The 18275-nt window shown below is 38.4% G+C and carries 16 protein-coding genes; 8 read left to right on the top strand and 8 right to left on the bottom strand.

The annotated features are described in order from the left end of the window. Positions 1–175 precede the first annotated feature (175 nt). Positions 176–604 (top strand): Spy/CpxP family protein refolding chaperone, encoded by a 429-nt coding sequence (locus FNN08_RS00570; protein ID WP_185962529.1) that lies wholly within the window; start codon positions 176–178, stop codon positions 602–604. A 169-nt stretch (positions 605–773) separates the two neighbouring features. Here FNN08_RS00570 and FNN08_RS00565 read toward each other — a convergent pair whose 3' ends face one another. The 4 genes from FNN08_RS00565 to FNN08_RS00550 all read right to left on the bottom strand — a co-directional run bounded on the left by FNN08_RS00565 (position 774) and on the right by FNN08_RS00550 (position 6376). Continuing rightward, positions 774–1343: an NADPH-dependent FMN reductase gene (locus FNN08_RS00565; RefSeq protein WP_143582697.1), complete on the bottom strand. Its 570-nt coding sequence runs from the start codon at positions 1341–1343 to the stop codon at positions 774–776. Between the two features lie 59 nt (positions 1344–1402). Continuing rightward, positions 1403–2542, bottom strand: a complete 1140-nt coding sequence (locus tag FNN08_RS00560) for a glycerate kinase (RefSeq protein ID WP_143582696.1) — start codon at positions 2540–2542, stop codon at positions 1403–1405. A gap of 27 nt (positions 2543–2569) precedes the next feature. Then, the gene (locus FNN08_RS00555; RefSeq protein WP_143582695.1) at positions 2570–3922 is read right to left on the bottom strand and encodes a GntP family permease; all 1353 of its coding nucleotides are present in this window, start codon (positions 3920–3922) and stop codon (positions 2570–2572) included. Positions 3923–4048: 126 nt separating this feature from the next. Next, positions 4049–6376, bottom strand: coding sequence for a Tex family protein (locus FNN08_RS00550; RefSeq protein WP_143582694.1), 2328 nt, complete (start codon positions 6374–6376; stop codon positions 4049–4051). Between the two features lie 116 nt (positions 6377–6492). On the opposite strand from FNN08_RS00550, the gene greB reads away from it, so the two are divergent. From greB to envZ, 3 genes are all read left to right on the top strand, one after another. After that, positions 6493–6981, top strand: a complete 489-nt coding sequence (gene greB / locus FNN08_RS00545) for a transcription elongation factor GreB (protein WP_143582693.1) — start codon at positions 6493–6495, stop codon at positions 6979–6981. A 140-nt stretch (positions 6982–7121) separates the two neighbouring features. Then, the gene (gene ompR, locus FNN08_RS00540) at positions 7122–7844 is read left to right on the top strand and encodes a two-component system response regulator OmpR (RefSeq protein WP_143582692.1); all 723 of its coding nucleotides are present in this window, start codon (positions 7122–7124) and stop codon (positions 7842–7844) included. Positions 7845–7854: 10 nt separating this feature from the next. Beyond that, positions 7855–9147 carry a two-component system sensor histidine kinase EnvZ gene (envZ, locus tag FNN08_RS00535; protein ID WP_143582691.1) on the top strand — a complete coding sequence of 431 codons (1293 nt, stop codon included), beginning with the start codon at positions 7855–7857 and terminating at the stop codon, positions 9145–9147. Between the two features lie 22 nt (positions 9148–9169). Here envZ and FNN08_RS00530 read toward each other — a convergent pair whose 3' ends face one another. Then, entirely contained in the window at positions 9170–9508 is a 339-nt protein-coding gene (locus FNN08_RS00530; RefSeq protein ID WP_143582690.1) for a hypothetical protein, read from the bottom strand. Between the two features lie 131 nt (positions 9509–9639). On the opposite strand from FNN08_RS00530, the gene FNN08_RS00525 reads away from it, so the two are divergent. Then, a complete protein-coding gene (locus FNN08_RS00525; RefSeq protein ID WP_143582689.1) occupies positions 9640–10245 on the top strand; it encodes a hypothetical protein in 606 nt (201 codons plus the stop codon). 71 nt (positions 10246–10316) lie between these two features. Here FNN08_RS00525 and pckA read toward each other — a convergent pair whose 3' ends face one another. The 3 genes from pckA to hslR form a co-directional block, all read right to left on the bottom strand. Then, the gene (gene pckA / locus FNN08_RS00520; protein ID WP_143582688.1) at positions 10317–11924 is read right to left on the bottom strand and encodes a phosphoenolpyruvate carboxykinase (ATP); all 1608 of its coding nucleotides are present in this window, start codon (positions 11922–11924) and stop codon (positions 10317–10319) included. Between the two features lie 229 nt (positions 11925–12153). Beyond that, entirely contained in the window at positions 12154–13011 is an 858-nt protein-coding gene (gene hslO, locus FNN08_RS00515) for an Hsp33 family molecular chaperone HslO (RefSeq protein WP_143582687.1), read from the bottom strand. A 1-nt stretch (position 13012) separates the two neighbouring features. Then, positions 13013–13432 (bottom strand): ribosome-associated heat shock protein Hsp15, encoded by a 420-nt coding sequence (hslR, locus tag FNN08_RS00510; RefSeq protein WP_143582686.1) that lies wholly within the window; start codon positions 13430–13432, stop codon positions 13013–13015. A 186-nt stretch (positions 13433–13618) separates the two neighbouring features. Here hslR and gspC point away from each other — a divergent pair, with 186 nt between their 5' ends. From gspC to gspE, 3 genes are read left to right on the top strand one after another with little or no spacing between them, the layout of a single operon-like run. After that, positions 13619–14563: a type II secretion system protein GspC gene (gene gspC, locus FNN08_RS00505; protein WP_143582685.1), complete on the top strand. Its 945-nt coding sequence runs from the start codon at positions 13619–13621 to the stop codon at positions 14561–14563. Positions 14564–14579: 16 nt separating this feature from the next. Continuing rightward, positions 14580–16712, top strand: coding sequence for a type II secretion system secretin GspD (gene gspD / locus FNN08_RS00500; RefSeq protein WP_143582684.1), 2133 nt, complete (start codon positions 14580–14582; stop codon positions 16710–16712). Beyond that, a complete protein-coding gene (gene gspE / locus FNN08_RS00495) occupies positions 16702–18273 on the top strand; it encodes a type II secretion system ATPase GspE (protein ID WP_143582683.1) in 1572 nt (523 codons plus the stop codon). The genes gspD and gspE overlap by 11 nt, the downstream gene beginning before the upstream one ends. Positions 18274–18275 lie beyond the last annotated feature (2 nt).

Below are 18275 nucleotides of genomic sequence, written 5' to 3'. Positions count from 1 at the left end.
ACTTTGTTATTTATAGTCAGTAAATTTACTCAATCTTTACCCTTTGCTTGCACATCTTTACATTGTAATTGTCTATGCTTAAAGACGAATTAATTGATTGGGAAAAAATTTTATGAAAAGCATCAAACTTAAAAACAAATTTAGCTTAATCTTATGGTCTTTAATAAGCTGTTTTATGATAAATACAGCATTTGCTAAACCACCGACAAAAAATCGACATCATGATGAAATGCGCATGTTCATCTCGAAGTTAGATTTAAGCGAAGAGCAAAGCGCGCAGATTAAAGCGATAAAAGCTGCGAGTAAAGAGCAAATCAAAGCCTTAAAAGGTGAGCGCGAAGAAGGCTCTAAAGAAGAGCTTGAAAGCTTATTTACAGCGCCTACGTTTGATGAACAAGCATTTCTTGATCTACAGAGTAAAAAGTCGGAAAAGATGAATCAAGCTGCGTTGATTATGGCGAAAGCTAAACACGCAACCTACCAAGTATTAACCGAAGAGCAAAAACAAAAGTATGCGCAGTTAAAACAGCAACATCGCGCTAAACGTCAAGAAAAAATGGCGAATAAGAAAAACAAACAAGCTAATACCAAGTCCAATAATTAATGGAATTGGTATGAATAATTACCAATAAAGATCTAACTATTTTAGGTTCCCCAACCTACTTTTAGCCCCTTAGGTTCGCTTAAGGGGCTTTTTTTATGAGGCAGTGGTGATTTATTTTAGTCATTGAAATGAGTAGTTATTTAATGAGCCTGGCATAAATAGAAAGTGCTTACTTTAATCTTTCTAACAGTAAATGTAAGCTTGCTCCAAGCTCACGTACTTCATGATGTTTAAATTCATCGACTAACTTACCTTGCGAGAAAGCTGAGAATGCTCGGCCTATCGCTACTTGCTCAGGCATTACTGTTACGCCCATATTAGCTAATAGCATTCTTAGGTTAACTAAACCTCTAATACCGCCTAACCCTCCCGGAGAAGCTGACATAATGGTTGCAAATTTATCTTTAAATGCGCTTAAAGGAACTTCATCTGGGGTGGTGGCACGAGATGCCCAATCAAGAGTGTTTTTTAGTAGAGCACTGTAGGAGCTATTGTACTCAGGAGAGGCAATGAGTAAGCCATCGTGTTCTAATAGTAGTTGTTTAAACTTACTAGCAAATTCAGGCATGCCATGCTCAGTTTCATGGTCTTGACAAAAAATAGGCATTGGATAATCAGCTAAATTAATAATGGTAATTTCACTACCCAAAGCTTGAGCTCCACGGGCGGCAATACTAACTAATTGTTGGTTAAAGGAACCTTTACGACTACTTCCTGAAAATGCGAGAATTTTGCTCATAAAAATAGATTCAAATGTTTAGAGTAAAAATACACAATAGAACGGATTATTTTGTTTATCTAGTTTTTCTCTGCAAAAGTTAGCAAACTGGCAATATTTCGAGCACTGGTAACTAAGTTTTCATGACCACTAATTAACGCTTCATCAATATCCATTATTCTCGGAATAACAGAGAATGCCGCGTCGATACCATGGTCATGAACAACGCTATAATCATCAGCAAGGCTGCCTGCCAATGCAATCACTTTACATTGGTTTTGTTTCGCTATTTTAGCAACGCCAACAGGCGTTTTACCAAATACAGTTTGGCTATCAATTCGACCTTCGCCAGTAATGACTAAATCGGCATCTTTAACATGAGATGATAAATTTAATGCTGAGGTAACTATCTCAATTCCCGGGGTTAAGGTTGAATTTAAACAAGCTAATAGGGCTGCGCCCATCCCCCCTGCAGCGCCAGAGCCGGGAATATTAATAATGCTTTTACCTGATGCTTGCTCTAGTTTTTGCCCAAAAATATTAAGGTTATCATCTAGAGTTTTTATGGTTTGCTCAGTTGCGCCTTTTTGAGGTCCAAATATCTGAGACGCGCCATATTTACCACATAATGGATTATCAACATCACAAGCGATAGAGAATTTAACTTGTGATAGCAGCGGGTTAAAGTTGCTTAAATCTATATTATTGAGCTGACTTAAGCCGCCACCGCCAACAGGAATATCAGCTTGATTAGTATCTAATAGTTTTACGCCTAATGCTCTTAGCATGCCGCTGCCACCATCATTAGTTGCACTACCGCCTAAGCCAATAATAATATGCTTTATGCCACTATTAATGGCGTGATTAATTAACTCACCTGTGCCAAAACTACAGGTCAGTAGAGGGTCTCTTTTAGAACGTTCGACTAGATGTAAACCGGAAGCGGCGGCCATTTCAATTACTGCGGTTACACCATCACCAAGCACGCCATAAAAGCCAGTAACTTTATTATGTAATGGTGCGCTAACTTCAAGTTCGATAATTGTGCCTTTGGTGGCATCAACCATAGCTTGTACAGTACCTTCTCCGCCATCGGCCATAGGCAACTTAACGTAAGTGGCACTAGGAAATACTTGCTTAAATCCTAATTCAATTGCATTAGCGACTTCTAGCGCAGTTAAACTTTCCTTGAATGAGTCTGGTGCAATAACTATTTTCACTTAACTTCCCTATAAGACAACTCTAAATTACAGTAGTATTAAACTTAATACATAAGTAAGCAACATAGCAACCACACCTTGAATTAAAGTTGCCATTGTATGAGCTCGATAGGCTAGCGAGACACTCATTCGGCTGAACTGTGAAACTACCCAGAAGAAACTATCATTGGCATGTGAAACTGTCATCGCACCAGCGCCAATTGCCATTACAGTAAGCACTCGACCCATTTGAGTAGCTAATCCTAACTCTGGTAGTAATGGTGCTACTAATGCAGAGGTTGTCACTAAAGCAACTGTTGAAGACCCTTGAGCAGATTTTAATGCTGCAGCAACGATAAACGGCATAAATACACCTATACCTAAAGCAGAAAGAGTTTCGCCTAGGTAGCTGCCAATTGGCGCAGCCTTTAAAACTGCGCCAAAAGCGCCACCAGCACCGGTAATTAGTAATATAGGTGCGGCGGCAGTTAAGCCTTGCGCAATGCGTTCGCTAAAAAGTATTATTTTGTTTTCACCTTTTAATAATCCAAATGAGATTAATAAACCAACTAACAAAGCATTTAGAGGGTTGCCTAGAAAAACAAATAATGAGTAAAGAGAGCCTTCGGCAAAAGGGCGACTAGGTAAATTTGCAATAGAGCCCAAACAGATTAATAAAATAGGTATCATAATTGGCGCAAAAGCCATAAATGTTGAAGGTAATTCACCATAGCTGGCTCTAACTTCATCGCTGTCAGGTATATGGTGCTCTGCAGTTTCTTCAAGATCTGGCTCTACCTTACTAAATCGATTTGCCCATAACATACCTGATATTGCAGCCGTTGCAGCAACAAAAACACCAATAATAATAACCAAGCCTAAATTGTCCTGTAAGCCTAAATTACCTGCCGCGGCTATCGGCCCAGGTGTTGGTGGTACAAAGGTGTGGGTAGCATAAAGACCTGTGGCAAGAGCAACACTCATTGCAACCGGTGAGGTTTTCATTTTCTGCGCCATTGATTCTTTTAATGAATTTAAAATTACGAAACCTGAATCACAAAATACCGGCACTGAGACAATGTAACCTATAAGCGACATGGTTAAGGTAGGGAAGCGATCGCCAAGAAGCTTAATAATGAATTCGGCCATAGTTATGGCAGCACCACTTTTCTCAAGTACTGTGCCTATGATGGTACCAATAACAATGACTAAACCTATTTGCCCTAATAAACCACCAACGCCACCAGTGATTGTGGCTGTAATGCTATTTATTGGCAGTTGATATGCAAATGCGGTAAGGAAAGCCGCAATTAATAGTGTTAAAAAAGGATGTAATTTAAATTTTGATGTGGCAATAACAATAAAAATTATGATCGCAATTAAAATTAATACTAGGGACATAAGTCTTTCTCTTTTATAGAAATTTAACTAAATTTCTATAAAAGATAGACTTAAAAAACAGATTTTTCCATGTATTAGAACAAATACGGCTCTGTATCTTGAGCCGTATTAATATTGCGCTGAATGTTATTTTTTAGCTTTAGCAAATGCATCGGCAAAGGCATTACCCATCATGCTATTCGCCGGCTGTTTCGGCTTTGCCTTAGTATGCTGTTTATTGTGCTTAGGGCTATGGCTTGATTTACTCTGAGGCTTCGAATTGGAGTGATTTGTTTTAGCTGATGCTGTTTCATCTAAACGCATGCTTAAGCTGATGCGCTTGCGTGCACTATCCACTTCCATCACCTTAACTTTGACAATATCGCCGGCTTTTATTATTTCACGTGGATCACTGATAAATTTATCGGTGATAGATGAAATATGTACTAACCCATCTTGGTGTACGCCGATATCAATAAATGCACCAAAGTTGGCTACATTAGATACTACGCCTTCAAGGATCATATTCAACTCAAGATCATTTATGGTGTTGACCCCATCTTTAAAAGTGGCGGTTTTAAACTCTGGGCGTGGATCGCGTCCTGGTTTTTCTAACTCAGATAAAACGTCACTAACAGTAATCACACCAAACTGGTCATTAGCAAAATTACTGGCTTCAAGCTTGGATATGACTTCAGTCTTACCTAAAACACTAGTTAAATCATTATTCGTTTGTTGTAATATTTGCTCAACTAAACCGTAGCTTTCCGGGTGGACTGCACTTGCATCTAGTGGGTTTTTGCCATCATTAATACGTAAGAAACCTGCTGCTTGCTCAAATGCCTTAGGGCCAAGACGAGCAACCTTTTTTAATTCATTACGCTGCTCGAAACGACCATTTTGTTCGCGATAATCAACAATGTTTTGCGCCATAGTTTTGGTTAAACCCGAAACTCTGGTTAATAAGGCTGTTGATGCCATGTTTAAATCAACACCTACGGCGTTTACACAATCTTCTACAACAGCATCTAATGATCTGCTTAGCTGACTTTGGTTAACATCATGCTGGTATTGACCTACACCAATTGCTTTGGCTTCAATTTTAACCAGTTCAGCTAATGGATCTTGCAAACGACGGGCAATAGATACAGCGCCTCGCAGTGATACATCTAATTCAGGAAATTCTTTCGCCGCAAATTCTGAAGCAGAGTAAATACTTGCGCCTGCTTCTGAAACAATTAACTTTTGTGGCTTTTGCTTTTCAATTTTAGTTATCGCTTCTGCGACTAATTTATCTGTTTCTCTTGAGCCTGTACCATTGCCAATGGCAATCAATTCAACTTTATGTTGATTGCAAAGGGTGACTATTGTGCGGATAGATTTATCCCAATGCTTTTGTGGCTCATGTGGGAAAATAGTTGTGGTGTAAATCAGTTTGCCAGTGTTGTCGATGATAGCTATTTTACAACCTGTACGAATACCAGGGTCAATACCCATAGTAACTTTTGCACCACCAGGTGCTGCCATAAGCAAATCTTTTAAATTATCAGCAAATACTTTAATAGCTTGTGTTTCGCTACGCTCTTTTAAAGCCGTAAGCAATTCTGTTTCTAACGATGTAGATAACTTAGTGCGCCAAGTTAAACGCACCACCTTATTTAACCAAGAAGCAGCCTTTTGGTTGTGCAGGCGTAGGTTAAAATGATCGCGAATTATTTGTTCACAACTTGATTCACTGCCTTTATCGAAGCTAGGGTCTACGTTTAATTTAAGTTGTAATAAGCTTTCATTACGGCCTCTAAGCATGGCTAGTGCACGATGAGAAGGCACCTTTGCAAGTAATTCTGAATGCTCAAAGTAATCTTTATATTTCACTGCTTGGCTGTCTTTGCCTTTTACTAACTTACTTTCTAAATGTGCTTGCTTAAGTATGTGCGTACGTAACTTTTTAATTAAAGCCGCATTTTCTGCAAAACGTTCCATTAAAATAAAGCCGGCACCATCAAGAGCCGCTTCGATAGTATCAACGCCTTTACTTGCGTCAATGTACTTAGTAGCCTGTTGCTCGGGATCTAAATTCCAATCATTAAACAGGGTATCAGTTAAAGGCATTAAGCCTGCTTCAATGGCAATTTGTCCTTTGGTGCGACGCTTTGGCCTAAACGGTAAATAAACATCTTCAAGTTCTGTTTTATTATCAATATTAGCGATAAGTTGTTCTAATTGCGGAGTAAGTTTGTCTTGTGCTTTAATGTTTTTTAACACCAGTTTTTTTCTATCGCCTAATTCTCGTAAATAGCCTAAGCGTTGTTCTAAGTGACGCAGGTGATTATCATCAAGACCTTGAGTGGCTTCTTTTCGGTAGCGGGCTATAAAGGGAACGGTTGCGCCATCATCAAGTAAGGCAATTGCTGAATCAATTTGGCTAACGTTAACACTTAATTCTTGTGCAATTTGTTGGGAAATATTTAACATGTAATTAATAATCTTGAGCTTGGTATATAATTGCCAACATAATAGCATTTAAACTAAATTTATTCACAACCCAGAGCTATGTTATAAAACATAATACAAACTAATAAGATCCAACTATGGCAAAATCTAACTACATTACTCGTGAAGGCTGGCAAGTTCTTGACGACGAGCTTAAGTTCTTATGGAAAGACGAGCGACCTAAGATCACACGCTCTGTATCTGAAGCTGCAGCGCAAGGCGATCGCAGTGAAAATGCAGAATACATCTATGGTAAAAAACGCTTGCGTGAGATAGACAGGCGAGTTCGATTTTTAATGAAACGTTTAGAAGATTTGCAAATAGTTTATCCAGAGAAACAACAAGAAGGTAAAGTTTTCTTCGGCGCTTGGGTTACTTTAATAAATGAGGATGATGAAACCGTCAGATATAGAATTGTCGGTCCTGATGAGTGGAATGTGAAAATTGGTGATATTAGCATCGACTCGCCAATGGCTAGGGCTTTAATTGGTAAACAAGTCGATGATGAAGTCGTTGTTAAAACCCCTGAAGGTGAACGGGTTTATGATGTTGTAGCCATAGATTATAAGAATCCTGGCCAGCTCTAGTTTTTGTTTTTTGCTGCTGATTAATCAATTAGTAATAACTTGTAACAAACTAAGCGTCAAAAAACTCTCTTTAGCTTTTGAAAAATAACATAATTAGCTTATAGTTCAGCTAAGTAAAATAATTATTAATGAAGGTTGCTATGGGACAGGAAACTCCAAAAATTTTAGTGGTCGATGACGACATGCGCTTGCGTTCATTACTTGAACGTTACCTTGTTGAGCAAGGCTTTGTAGTGCGTAGTGCTGCAAATTCAGAGCAAATGGATAGGTTGCTGGAACGCGAAAACTTTCATTTATTAGTCTTAGATCTTATGTTACCTGGTGAAGATGGCTTGTCTATTTGTCGTCGCCTTCGCCAAAATGAAAATGAAATTCCAATTATTATGCTTACCGCTAAAGGCGATGAAGTCGATAGAATTATTGGCTTAGAGCTTGGCGCCGATGATTATATGCCTAAGCCATTTAATCCACGAGAGTTACTGGCGAGGGTTAAGGCTGTGCTACGACGTAAAACTCAAGAGGCTCCAGGAGCACCATCTCAAGAAGAAGAGGTGTATGAGTTTGGCGATTTTTGTTTGAATTTAGCCACCCGTGAAATGCGCAAAGGTGATGTTTCTATGCCACTAACGAGTGGGGAATTTGCAGTATTAAAGTCTTTAATAACCCACCCAAGAGAGCCACTATCTCGCGATAAATTAATGAACCTAGCACGTGGTCGCGATTACTCAGCATTAGAGCGTAGCATCGATGTACAAGTTTCAAGGTTGCGCCGTATGTTGGAGCAAGATCCTGCAAACCCGCGTTATATTCAAACCGTATGGGGCTTAGGCTATGTCTTTGTACCAGACGGCACATCGGTATAATTTTTAATAAATGAAGGTATTACCACGTAGCGCTTTTGGGCAAACTGTTTTATTAATTGGTTTTCTACTGTTAATAAACCAAGTTGTATCCTATTTATCTGTCGCTATTTATGTGATTCAACCCAGCTTGCAGCAAATAAACCAACTTTTAGCTAAACAAGTTAAAGTGGTTTTTATGGATGCGGGGGATGCGCAGTTTAGCCCTAGGCTTGCTGAGTCATTTCATAAAGAAACCGGCATTGGTGTTTATCGTGAGCGTGACGCTTTATCCATAGGTCTTGCTGAAGCCGAGTATTATCCTTTTTTATCCAAACAAATGAGTGAACTTCTAGAAGGTGATGCTGAAGTTCGAATTTTCCAAGGAGAAGAGTATCTATTTTGGATACGCCCGCCACAAGCTCCTAATTTATGGATCAAAATTCCACTGACCGGTTTTGAAGAGTCTAACTTTTCCCCTCTTATTTTTTATCTGGTGTTGATTGGTGTGTTAAGTGTTGCTGGCGGTTGGTTGTTCGTTAGGCAGTTAAATAGGCCCCTTAAAGCTTTAGAAAAAGCTGCTGAAGATGTCGGTAAAGGCAAGTTCCCTGAACCTCTGACGGAACAAGGTTCAACAGAGGTTGTTGCTGTGACTCGCGCTTTTAATCACATGTCAGGTGGTATTAAGCAACTTGAGGCCGATAGAAGCTTATTAATGGCCGGTATCTCTCATGACTTGCGCACACCCTTAACTCGTATTCGACTAGCCAGTGAAATGATGTCTGATAACGAAGACTATTTAAAAGAAGGTATCGAAAAAGATATCGAAGATATGAATAATATCATTGACCAGTTTATTGACTATATTCGCCATGACATGATGGAAAAATCGGAACCGGCAAAGTTAAACACCCTTATTGAAGATGTGATCTCTCTTGAGCAAGTTGACGGCAGAAACTTAACGGTAAGCTATGGTGAAGACGTTGAGTTGCCTATGGTATACGTAGCAATGAAGCGAGTATTAGCCAACCTAATTCAAAACGCGTTTAAATACAGTGATGGTGATGTCGAGATTGATTGTGGTGTAGAGCAAAGTAAGAACATTGCTTATGTGAAAATTTCGGATCATGGCCCTGGCATTTCGGAAAGTGAAATGCAGCGCCTATTCCAACCGTTTACGCAAGGCGATACAGCTCGAGGTACGCAAGGTAGTGGCTTAGGTTTAGCAATTATAAAACGCATAGTTGACGGGCATGGTGGCTGTGTATCATTACACAACCGTAAGTCTGGCGGTTTAGTTGCCGTAGTTGAGTTGCCTCTTAGTTAAAACGGAGCTTAAACTTCGTGCTTTAATAAACGGTGTTGATAAAAATAGCGAGTAGATTCAATAAAATCAGTAATAATAAAATTGCTCGAGATAGCTCTCTTGATAAAGCGCAAAATGCCACACCAGAAAATAACTGTAATAACTTTCCTATAAAAACACCTGGAAAAATACCAAGCTCATAAGCTAAATGACGAATAACTACATTAGCTTCTAGCGCAATACTGCCATTAATCATAAAATTTAATGTTGTTACATAGTCAATTACAGCAGTTAAACAAAGTAATAGCCAAAAGGTGCGGTATCTTTGTAAGGCAAAGTATATATTGCTAGATAATGGCACTTGTTGATCTAATATGGTCATATCGATACCCTGAAAAATTGTCGGGTTTCATCCATGAACAGCGGCAATTAAATTAAAATATCTCAATTTATTCGCTTTGTTATTATATGATTGGAATGTCTATGAGTTGGCCTATTGGTTAGCAATAGGTTTTGTATTTAAAAATATTAGTCGAAAGTTTTGATAAAGCAAAACTTAACTTGTATCACTCATTTAAAGTAGTAGGTCTTATGGATTCAACGAGTAACGGCAGCAACGCGGTTATGTTAGCGATAATAGTTGTCGCTATTGTCGGTTATTTAAATCATCAATTTGAGCAAAGACAACAGCAGAAATTTAACCAATATAAAGTAATAAAATTTACCTTATTAGCGCAAATAATCGCTTATTTTTCTACATTTATTGCCACGGTTTTAGGTTATATGTTTGTGGTTGATCCGCCAGAGCAGCAAGGTGCATTTGTATTTACTGTTTTTTTTGCTTTAGCCTATTTAACCTTTATTGCTCATACATTTAGATATCGAAGTTATTTTAATGAAGAGGAGTTTATCACTTCGCCATTTTATACTACTAAACTAGACCTATATAAATGGCAGGACATTGTCAACATCACCGAAAAGAATGTCGGGCATCAGGCAAATAATATTCAATATACAATTTATTTAGCTAATGGCAAAAAGTGGAAATTGCTTAAACAATTACATACCAATTGCAGCGAGTTTGTTGCCTTAGCTACTAAAATTTCAAACCGCAAATAATATTTTTATTGCTATATTTAGACAAAAAAGCCGCTCAACGAGCGGCTTCTTTAGATTTAATGCTGATGTTCTTATAATTGAGGACCAGCTGCAACTAAGTTAGCACCATGCTCTGTATCGGTAAACTTCTCAAAGTTAGCAACAAAGCGTTTGGCTAAGTCATCAGCTTTAGTATCCCAATCTTCGCTATTTGCGTATGTGTCACGAGGATCTAAAATTCCACTTTCAACATCATGCAGTGCTGCTGGCACACTTAAGTTGAATAAAGGTAGGTTATGCATTTCTGCTTTTTCAATGCTGCCATCTAATATGGCATCAATAATCGCACGTGTATCTTTTATTGATATACGTTTGCCAGAGCCATTCCAACCGGTATTTACTAAGTAAGCTTCTGCACCTGATGCTTGCATGCGCTTAACTAGCACATCTGCATATTTAGTTGGGTGTAAGCTTAGGAAAGCAGCACCAAAACAACTTGAGAATGTTGGTGTTGGTTCGGTAATGCCACGCTCAGTACCAGCTAATTTAGCTGTAAAGCCAGATAAGAAGTAATATTCTGTTTGCTCTGGAGTAAGCTTGGCAACTGGTGGTAATACACCGAATGCATCAGCCGTTAAGAAAATAACTTTAGTAGCATGACCCGCTTTTGAAACAGGCTTAACAATATTCTCTATATGGTGAATAGGGTATGAAACACGAGTATTTTCAGTTTTTGAACCATCGTCGTAATCAACTTCACCATCATCCTTCACAACAACATTCTCTAATAGTGCATCACGACGGATTGCATTATAGATATCAGGTTCGTTTTCTTTTGATAGGTTAATGGTTTTAGCGTAACAACCACCTTCAAAGTTGAAAATACCGTTATCATCCCAGCCATGCTCATCGTCACCGATCAACTCACGCTTTGGATCGGTAGATAAGGTTGTTTTACCTGTTCCAGATAAACCAAAGAAGATAGCCGTTTTACCATCTTTACAAACGTTAGCACTACAGTGCATTGAAGCGATACCTTTAAGAGGTAATAAGTAGTTCATCATCGAGAACATACCTTTCTTCATTTCACCGCCATACCATGTACCGCCAATTAACTGCATTTTTTCAGTTAAGTTAAACGCAACAAAGTTTTCAGAGTTCAAGCCTTGAGCTTGCCAATCGGTATTATTAGTTTTTGCACCATTCATCACTACGAAGTCAGGTTCGTAGTTAGCTAATTCTGCATCTGTTGGACGAATGAACATATTCTTTACGAAATGAGCTTGCCATGCTACTTCAGTAATAAAACGTACTTTTAAACGAGTATCAGCATTGGCACCACAAAAAGTATCAACCACGAATAAGCGCTTATTAGAAAGTTGTGCGGTAACTAAGCCTTTTAACTTTGACCAAGTTTCAGGAGTCATTGGCTTATTGTCATTTTTACCTTGATCAGACCACCACACAGTATCACGCGTTGTATCGTCTCTAACTATGTATTTATCTTTTGGTGAGCGACCAGTAAAGATCCCGGTATCTACAGCAACCGCACCTGATTTAGTCACTGTGCCTTTTTCATAACCTTCTAATCCAGGCTTTGTTTCTTCGGCAAATAGCAACTCATAAGAAGGGTTATATACAACTTCTGCTGTATCGTTAATGCCATATTGTGATAAATCAATTGTTTTCGCGTTAGTCATGCTGGCTAAGCTCCCAAAGCAGGTTAGAGTAAAAATTCTAAAATTCAGTTCGATTGATGCGATATTAACCAAAATGTAACGTTAATAAAAGGGAAATGTTGCAATGAATGAAAGTTTTTTTATAGGGGGATCAAAGTGGAGTTTTTTTACTAAAAATCAGAGGCTTTTAGTGATTTTTAACAGAAAATGTATGTAATAAAATTACATACATTTTCTGAATTGATTTTGGCTAGTTTGGATTTAGTAAAGGTTGCAATTTATTGTTGTCAAAAATGTACTGTGTTTTACAAAAGTCACAGGTAATTGCAATCTCACCTTGCTCAGCTAAATGTTGTTCAATACCTTCTCTACCAATGTTAGCGATTGCCGTTAAACATTTATCTTCTGAACAACCACACACAAATGATACTGGTTGTGGATCAAACATCATTACTCTTTGTTCGTGATATAAACGATACAATAGTTCATTTGCTGCAAGTTCAAAAACTTCATCGGCTTTAATGGTATTGGTTAATTGCGCAATATGATCGAAATCGGCGAGTTGTTGTTCTTTATCATCTGAATCAGGAACAACTTGCAATAAACTGCCTCCTGACTGCATTTTTTTTGTGTCAGAGAATAACCAAATTTTAGTGTCTAACTGTTCAGAACTCATAAAGTAATGTTCTAAACATTGAGCTAATGTTTCACCTTCAAGAGCAACAACGCCTTGATAGCGTTCACCATTTTTAGGACTAATGGTTATTACCATATTCGCTTTTCCTAAAAGCTCGGTTAAGCTATTTCCGCTCACATTGCCTGTTACATTAGCAATACCGCGCATTTGCTGTAAGTGATTACCATTAATCACCATATACTGTACCGGACCGTCACCTTGTAACTGAACAGATATTTCACCTTCAAATTTTAAAGTAGCTGTTAATAAGCAAGTTGCAGCTAACAACTCTCCTAACAAAGAGGTTACTGCATCTGGATATTGATGATTTTGGATGATTTGCTTAAAGCTTTGATCTAATTGCACAAGCTCACCACGGGCATGCAAATCTTCAAATAAATAGCGATTTAGTACATCGAAATTATTAGCCACTTTAGTTCCTTTCTTTAAATTGTCGTATTTGACGACGTTGTTTTTTATCTGGTTTAGTATCGCTTGCCGGGCTCAATAGAATACCTTGTCGCCTTGCTTCCGCTGTTTTCTCGCGGGTGTTAATACTGTCTTGAGTTTCTGTATACAAAGTTTGTGCAAAGGTTGCATCTCTTCGTGTGTCAGCAAGTATGTCGACAATCACTTCGCGCTCATCAAAGCCCTGACGAATGCGAATTTTATCACCTATCGATACCGCTTTGCTCGATTTACTGCGTTGACCATTATAAAACACTTTGCCGCCATCAATCATATTTTTAGCAATAGCACGAGTTTTATAAAATCTAGCAGCCCAAAGCCATTTATCTAATCTTACGCTGTCTTGATTAGCTTGTTTTGAATTTTTTTGTGAGTTTTTTGTCAAAAAATAACCTGCTTTTGTTAATAATATTGTACTAATGAACAATTTAAAGTGGAATGCTTACAAATATGTTACAGAAAGTAAATTAAATACCAATAAATGGGCTTATTGACTTGTTGCTCAGCGCCCGGTCAAGTATTATCAGGAGCAGAATAATTTTTCGTCATTATAAAAGTCAATATACTCATCATGGATCTAGTGTTAATCATCAATAAAATTAAGGCCTTGTGGGCAAAAGTGCCACAAGAGCGTTTAACACAGACGATCATAGTTTTATTATTAACTTATATCGCTTTCTGGTTTGCCGATTTTACTTGGAAATTAGTCCCTGCAAAAACAGAAAACTACGTCGTTAATAACACTAATAGTGTAGCTAATGTTAGTAGTAGTGAACAAATTAATATTAGAGAAATTCAACAGCTAAATTTATTTGGTGAATATAACAAAAAACCAGTAGTTAAAAAAGAAGTTGAAAAAATCGAAGCTGCTCCAGAAACTAAGTTGCAATTAACGCTAACAGGTCTTGTAGCTTCGAGTGACCCGACTATAGCTGCTGCAATTATAGAATCCAAAGGCAAGCAAGAAACCTATGGTATTGATGAAAAAATTGAAGGCACGCGCACTATATTAAAACAAGTTTATACTGACCGTGTAATTATCGAGACATCGGGACGTAATGAAACGCTAATGCTTGATGGCTTTGACTATACTAAAACTGTACCGGGAAGCGCTGGCGCGATTACGGAGCAAAAAAGAACTGCAACTAAAGTAACCAGTAAATCAGAAACAAAAATTGATCCCGAAAAGCAAGCAAGGATTAAAGAGAGAGTTGCGAAAGCTCGTTCAGATATTTTAGCAAATCCTGCTAAGTTAACTGATTATATTAAAGTGTCTCCTTATCGTAAGGATGGCGTAGTAAAAGGCTATCGTTTAATGCCGAATAAAGACCCTGAGTTTTTCGCAGGGGTCGGCTTAAAACCAGGCGATATAGCCGTACAAATTAATGGTAAAGATTTAACCGATATGCGCCAAGCACAAAAAGCACTTATCGAGTTAAGAAAAGCCGAACATGTTGACCTGTTGGTAGAGCGTGCTGGTGAATTGCACAGCATATCAATGGCATTAAATAATTAAATTTTGGAGAAAGTACATGCGCCTGCTTCTTAGCGCAAAGCACATTAAACGCGTTGCAATTAACCTTGTTGCAACCATTTCTATTGGCTGCACTTTAGCTATAGCTTCAGTATCTGCGGCTCAATATTCGCCAAATTTCAAGGGCACTGAAATCACCGAATTTATTAATATTGTTGGTAAGAGTCTTAAGAAAACAATTATTATTGACCCAAAAGTTAGGGGTAAAATTAATGTTCGTAGTTACGATTTATTAACTGAAGAGCAGTACTACCAATTCTTTTTAAACGTATTAGAAGTATACGGTTTCTCTGTTGTTGAGATGGACAACAATGTTTTTAAAGTTGTACCTAACAAAAACGCTAAAACCTCAGCAATTCCAGTAGTTGGTGATGAAAACCCTGGTGTTGGCGATGAGATGGTTACTCGAGTGTTGGAAGTTAAAAATGTTTCAGTACGTGAACTTTCACCATTACTAAGACAGTTAAGCGACCAAGCTGGTGGTGGTAATGTTGTGCATTACGAACCATCGAATGTAATTATGCTTACAGGTACGGCAGCGGTTGTTAATCGCTTGGTTAATATCATTCAACGTGTTGATAAAGCCGGTGACCAAGATGTACAAATCGTTAATTTAAAATATGCTTCAGCAAGCGAAATTGTTCGTATTATTGAAAATATTAATAAGCCAAAATCGGGTAAATCAGATACCCCTGCTTTTTTAATTCCTAAAATTGTTGCCGATGATCGCACTAACTCAGTAATTATTAGTGGTGAAGCGCAAGCCAGAGAAAGAATTACCAAACTAATTAACCGTTTAGACAGCGAGCTAGAGTCGGTAGGTAATACTCGCGTTTATTATTTAAAATACTCTAAAGCGGAAGACTTAGTCTCAGTTTTACAAAGTGTAAGTGATAGCATGCAGGCCAGTGCGACCACTTCTAAAACTAGTTCAAGCAAAACTACTACTGCATCTCGAAGAGGTTCTAACCGTAATGTTAGTATCGACTCTCATGCTGATACAAATACCATAGTTATTACCGCAGAACCTGACATGCTTCGCTCACTTGAGTCAGTGATTCGTCAATTAGATGTTCGCCGTGCACAAGTACTTGTTGAAGCTATTATTGTTGAAGTGTTTGAAAGCGAAGGTGCACAGCTTGGTGTGCAATGGTTCCATGAAGAAGGTGGCTTTACGCAATTTAATAATGGCATAGTGCCAATTAGTGGCGTTGCAGCTGGCGCTATAGCTGCTGAGGGTGAAGAAGGTAATACAGTTACTACTATTGATGGCAATGGTAATCCTGTGACAACTACCAACCCAGATGTTGATGGCGATTACAGTATTCTTGCGCAATTGCTTGGTAACGTAAACGGCATGATGTTTGGTGTAGTTGAAGATGGTTGGGGTGCTATAGTACAAGCAGTTAGTACTGATACTAATTCTAATATTCTTGCAACGCCAAGTATTACTACACTAGATAATGAAGAAGCATACTTTATTGTTGGTCAAGAAGTACCAATTATAACTGGCTCTGCAACAGGTAGTAATAATGCTAACCCGTTCCAAACTGTTGAACGTAAAGAAGTTGGTATTAAACTGAAAGTTACCCCACAAGTAAATGAAGGCTCAGGTGTGCAATTAACCATTGAGCAAGAAGTATCTAGTGTAAGTGGTACTACAGGTGTTGATATTGCTATCAACAAACGTGAGATCAAAACTACGGTAATGGCCGATCATGGTGATACCATTATCCTTGGTGGTTTAATCGACGAAGATGTACAAGAAAGTCAGCAAAAGGTGCCAATTTTAGGTGATATACCATTCATTGGTGCGCTATTCCGTTCAACCGGTAACACAACTCGTAAACGTAACTTAATGGTATTTATCAAGCCAACCATTATTCGTGAAGGCGATATCTTAAATAGTATTTCAAAAGAGAAATACAATTTTATGCGAGCTGATGAGTTGCGTAAGCAGGAAGAGGGCTTAGCGCTAATGGATGACGCAGTACTTCCATTACTACCTGAGTGGAAAGATGATTTGGAATTACCTCCTACATTTGATGAGTACATGGAAGAAAGGGCGATTGAAGAGTTAGGTAAAGATCCTGAAAATAATACATTAGAGCAAGATGGTAATGAGCAATAATTCCGAAACTCTTAGTGTTGACAGCTTAGAAACGCAAGCCCTAGAAACTCTTGATAATGAAGAAGAGTTACTTGAGGAAGAAGAATCATCTGAATATAAATTTCGCTTACCGTTTGGTTTTGCTAAACGTCACAGTGTATTAATTGAAGATTTAGATGATGGCTTTATATTACATTGTACAGAGTTAGTTTCTGCAGATATTTTATTGGAAGTAAGACGCTTTTTAGGTGCTAGTTATAGCATTACTAAACACTCAGCTGAAGACTTTGAACAACTATTAACGCAAGCATACCAACGAGGTTCATCTGAAGCTAAGCAAATGATGGAAGATATTGGCAACGAAGCTAATCTCTATTCTTTAGCGGACGAATTTCAAGAATCAGAAGACTTACTTGAAAACGAAGACGATGCACCGATCATTAAGATGATTAATGCAATGTTAAGTGAAGCGATCAAAGAAGGTGCTTCAGATATTCATATTGAAACGTTTGAAAAAGTCTTAAAGATCCGTTTCCGAGTTGATGGTGTATTGCGTGAAATCTTAAAACCAAACCGCAAACTTGCTTCAATGTTAGTCTCGCGTATTAAGGTAATGGCAAAGCTTGATATTGCTGAAAAGCGAGTTCCTCAAGATGGTCGTATCTCATTAAGAATCGCAGGTCGCGCGGTAGATGTCCGTGTATCAACTATGCCTTCGAGTCATGGTGAACGTGTCGTACTACGTTTACTTGATAAAAATGCCGCCCGTTTAAATTTAAAAGATCTAGGCATGACCGAAGCCGGTCGTAAAACTTTCACCGAAGTTATCAGTAAGCCGCATGGTATTATTCTTGTTACCGGACCAACCGGTTCAGGTAAAAGTACAACCCTTTATGCCGGTCTAACTCAAATTGATGCCAACGAACGTAACATTTTAACGGTTGAAGATCCGATTGAATTTGCTATTGAAGGTATAGGCCAAACACAGGTTAATAGTAAAGTTGATATGACTTTTGCTCGCGGCTTACGAGCAATCTTACGACAAGATCCTGATGTTGTAATGGTTGGTGAGATCCGTGATTTAGAAACGGCACAAATTGCTGTACAGGCAAGTTTAACTGGTCACTTGGTATTATCTACATTACATACCAATACCGCCGCAGGTGCGATTACGCGTCTAGAAGATATGGGTGTTGAACCATTCTTATTATCATCAAGTTTGCTTGGTGTACTTGCTCAGCGCTTAGTAAGAACGCTTTGTAATGAGTGTAAAGAAGTACATATTCCAACGGAAGAAGAAGCTAAGTTATTAGGTATCAGTGATGGCAACACGCAGCATATCTACAGAGCGAAAGGCTGTGTTAGTTGTAATTACCTTGGCTATCGTGGCCGTACAGGTATTCATGAGCTATTAGTCGTTGATGACGCTGTTCGTGAAAAAATTCACAACGGTGAAGGCGAGCAAGCAATTGAAAAATTTGTCCGTGATCACACGCCTAGTATTCGTCAAGATGGCTTTGGTAAAGTTTTAGCAGGCTTCACTACTTTAGAAGAAGTCATGCGAGTGACCAGAGAAGGTTAACT

The organism is Thalassomonas sp. M1454 (assembly GCF_007097525.1).
Taxonomy (GTDB): domain Bacteria; phylum Pseudomonadota; class Gammaproteobacteria; order Enterobacterales; family Alteromonadaceae; genus Thalassotalea_A.
Note: the sequence above shows the minus strand (reverse complement) of the source record. Positions and strands in the feature narration are given on the sequence as shown.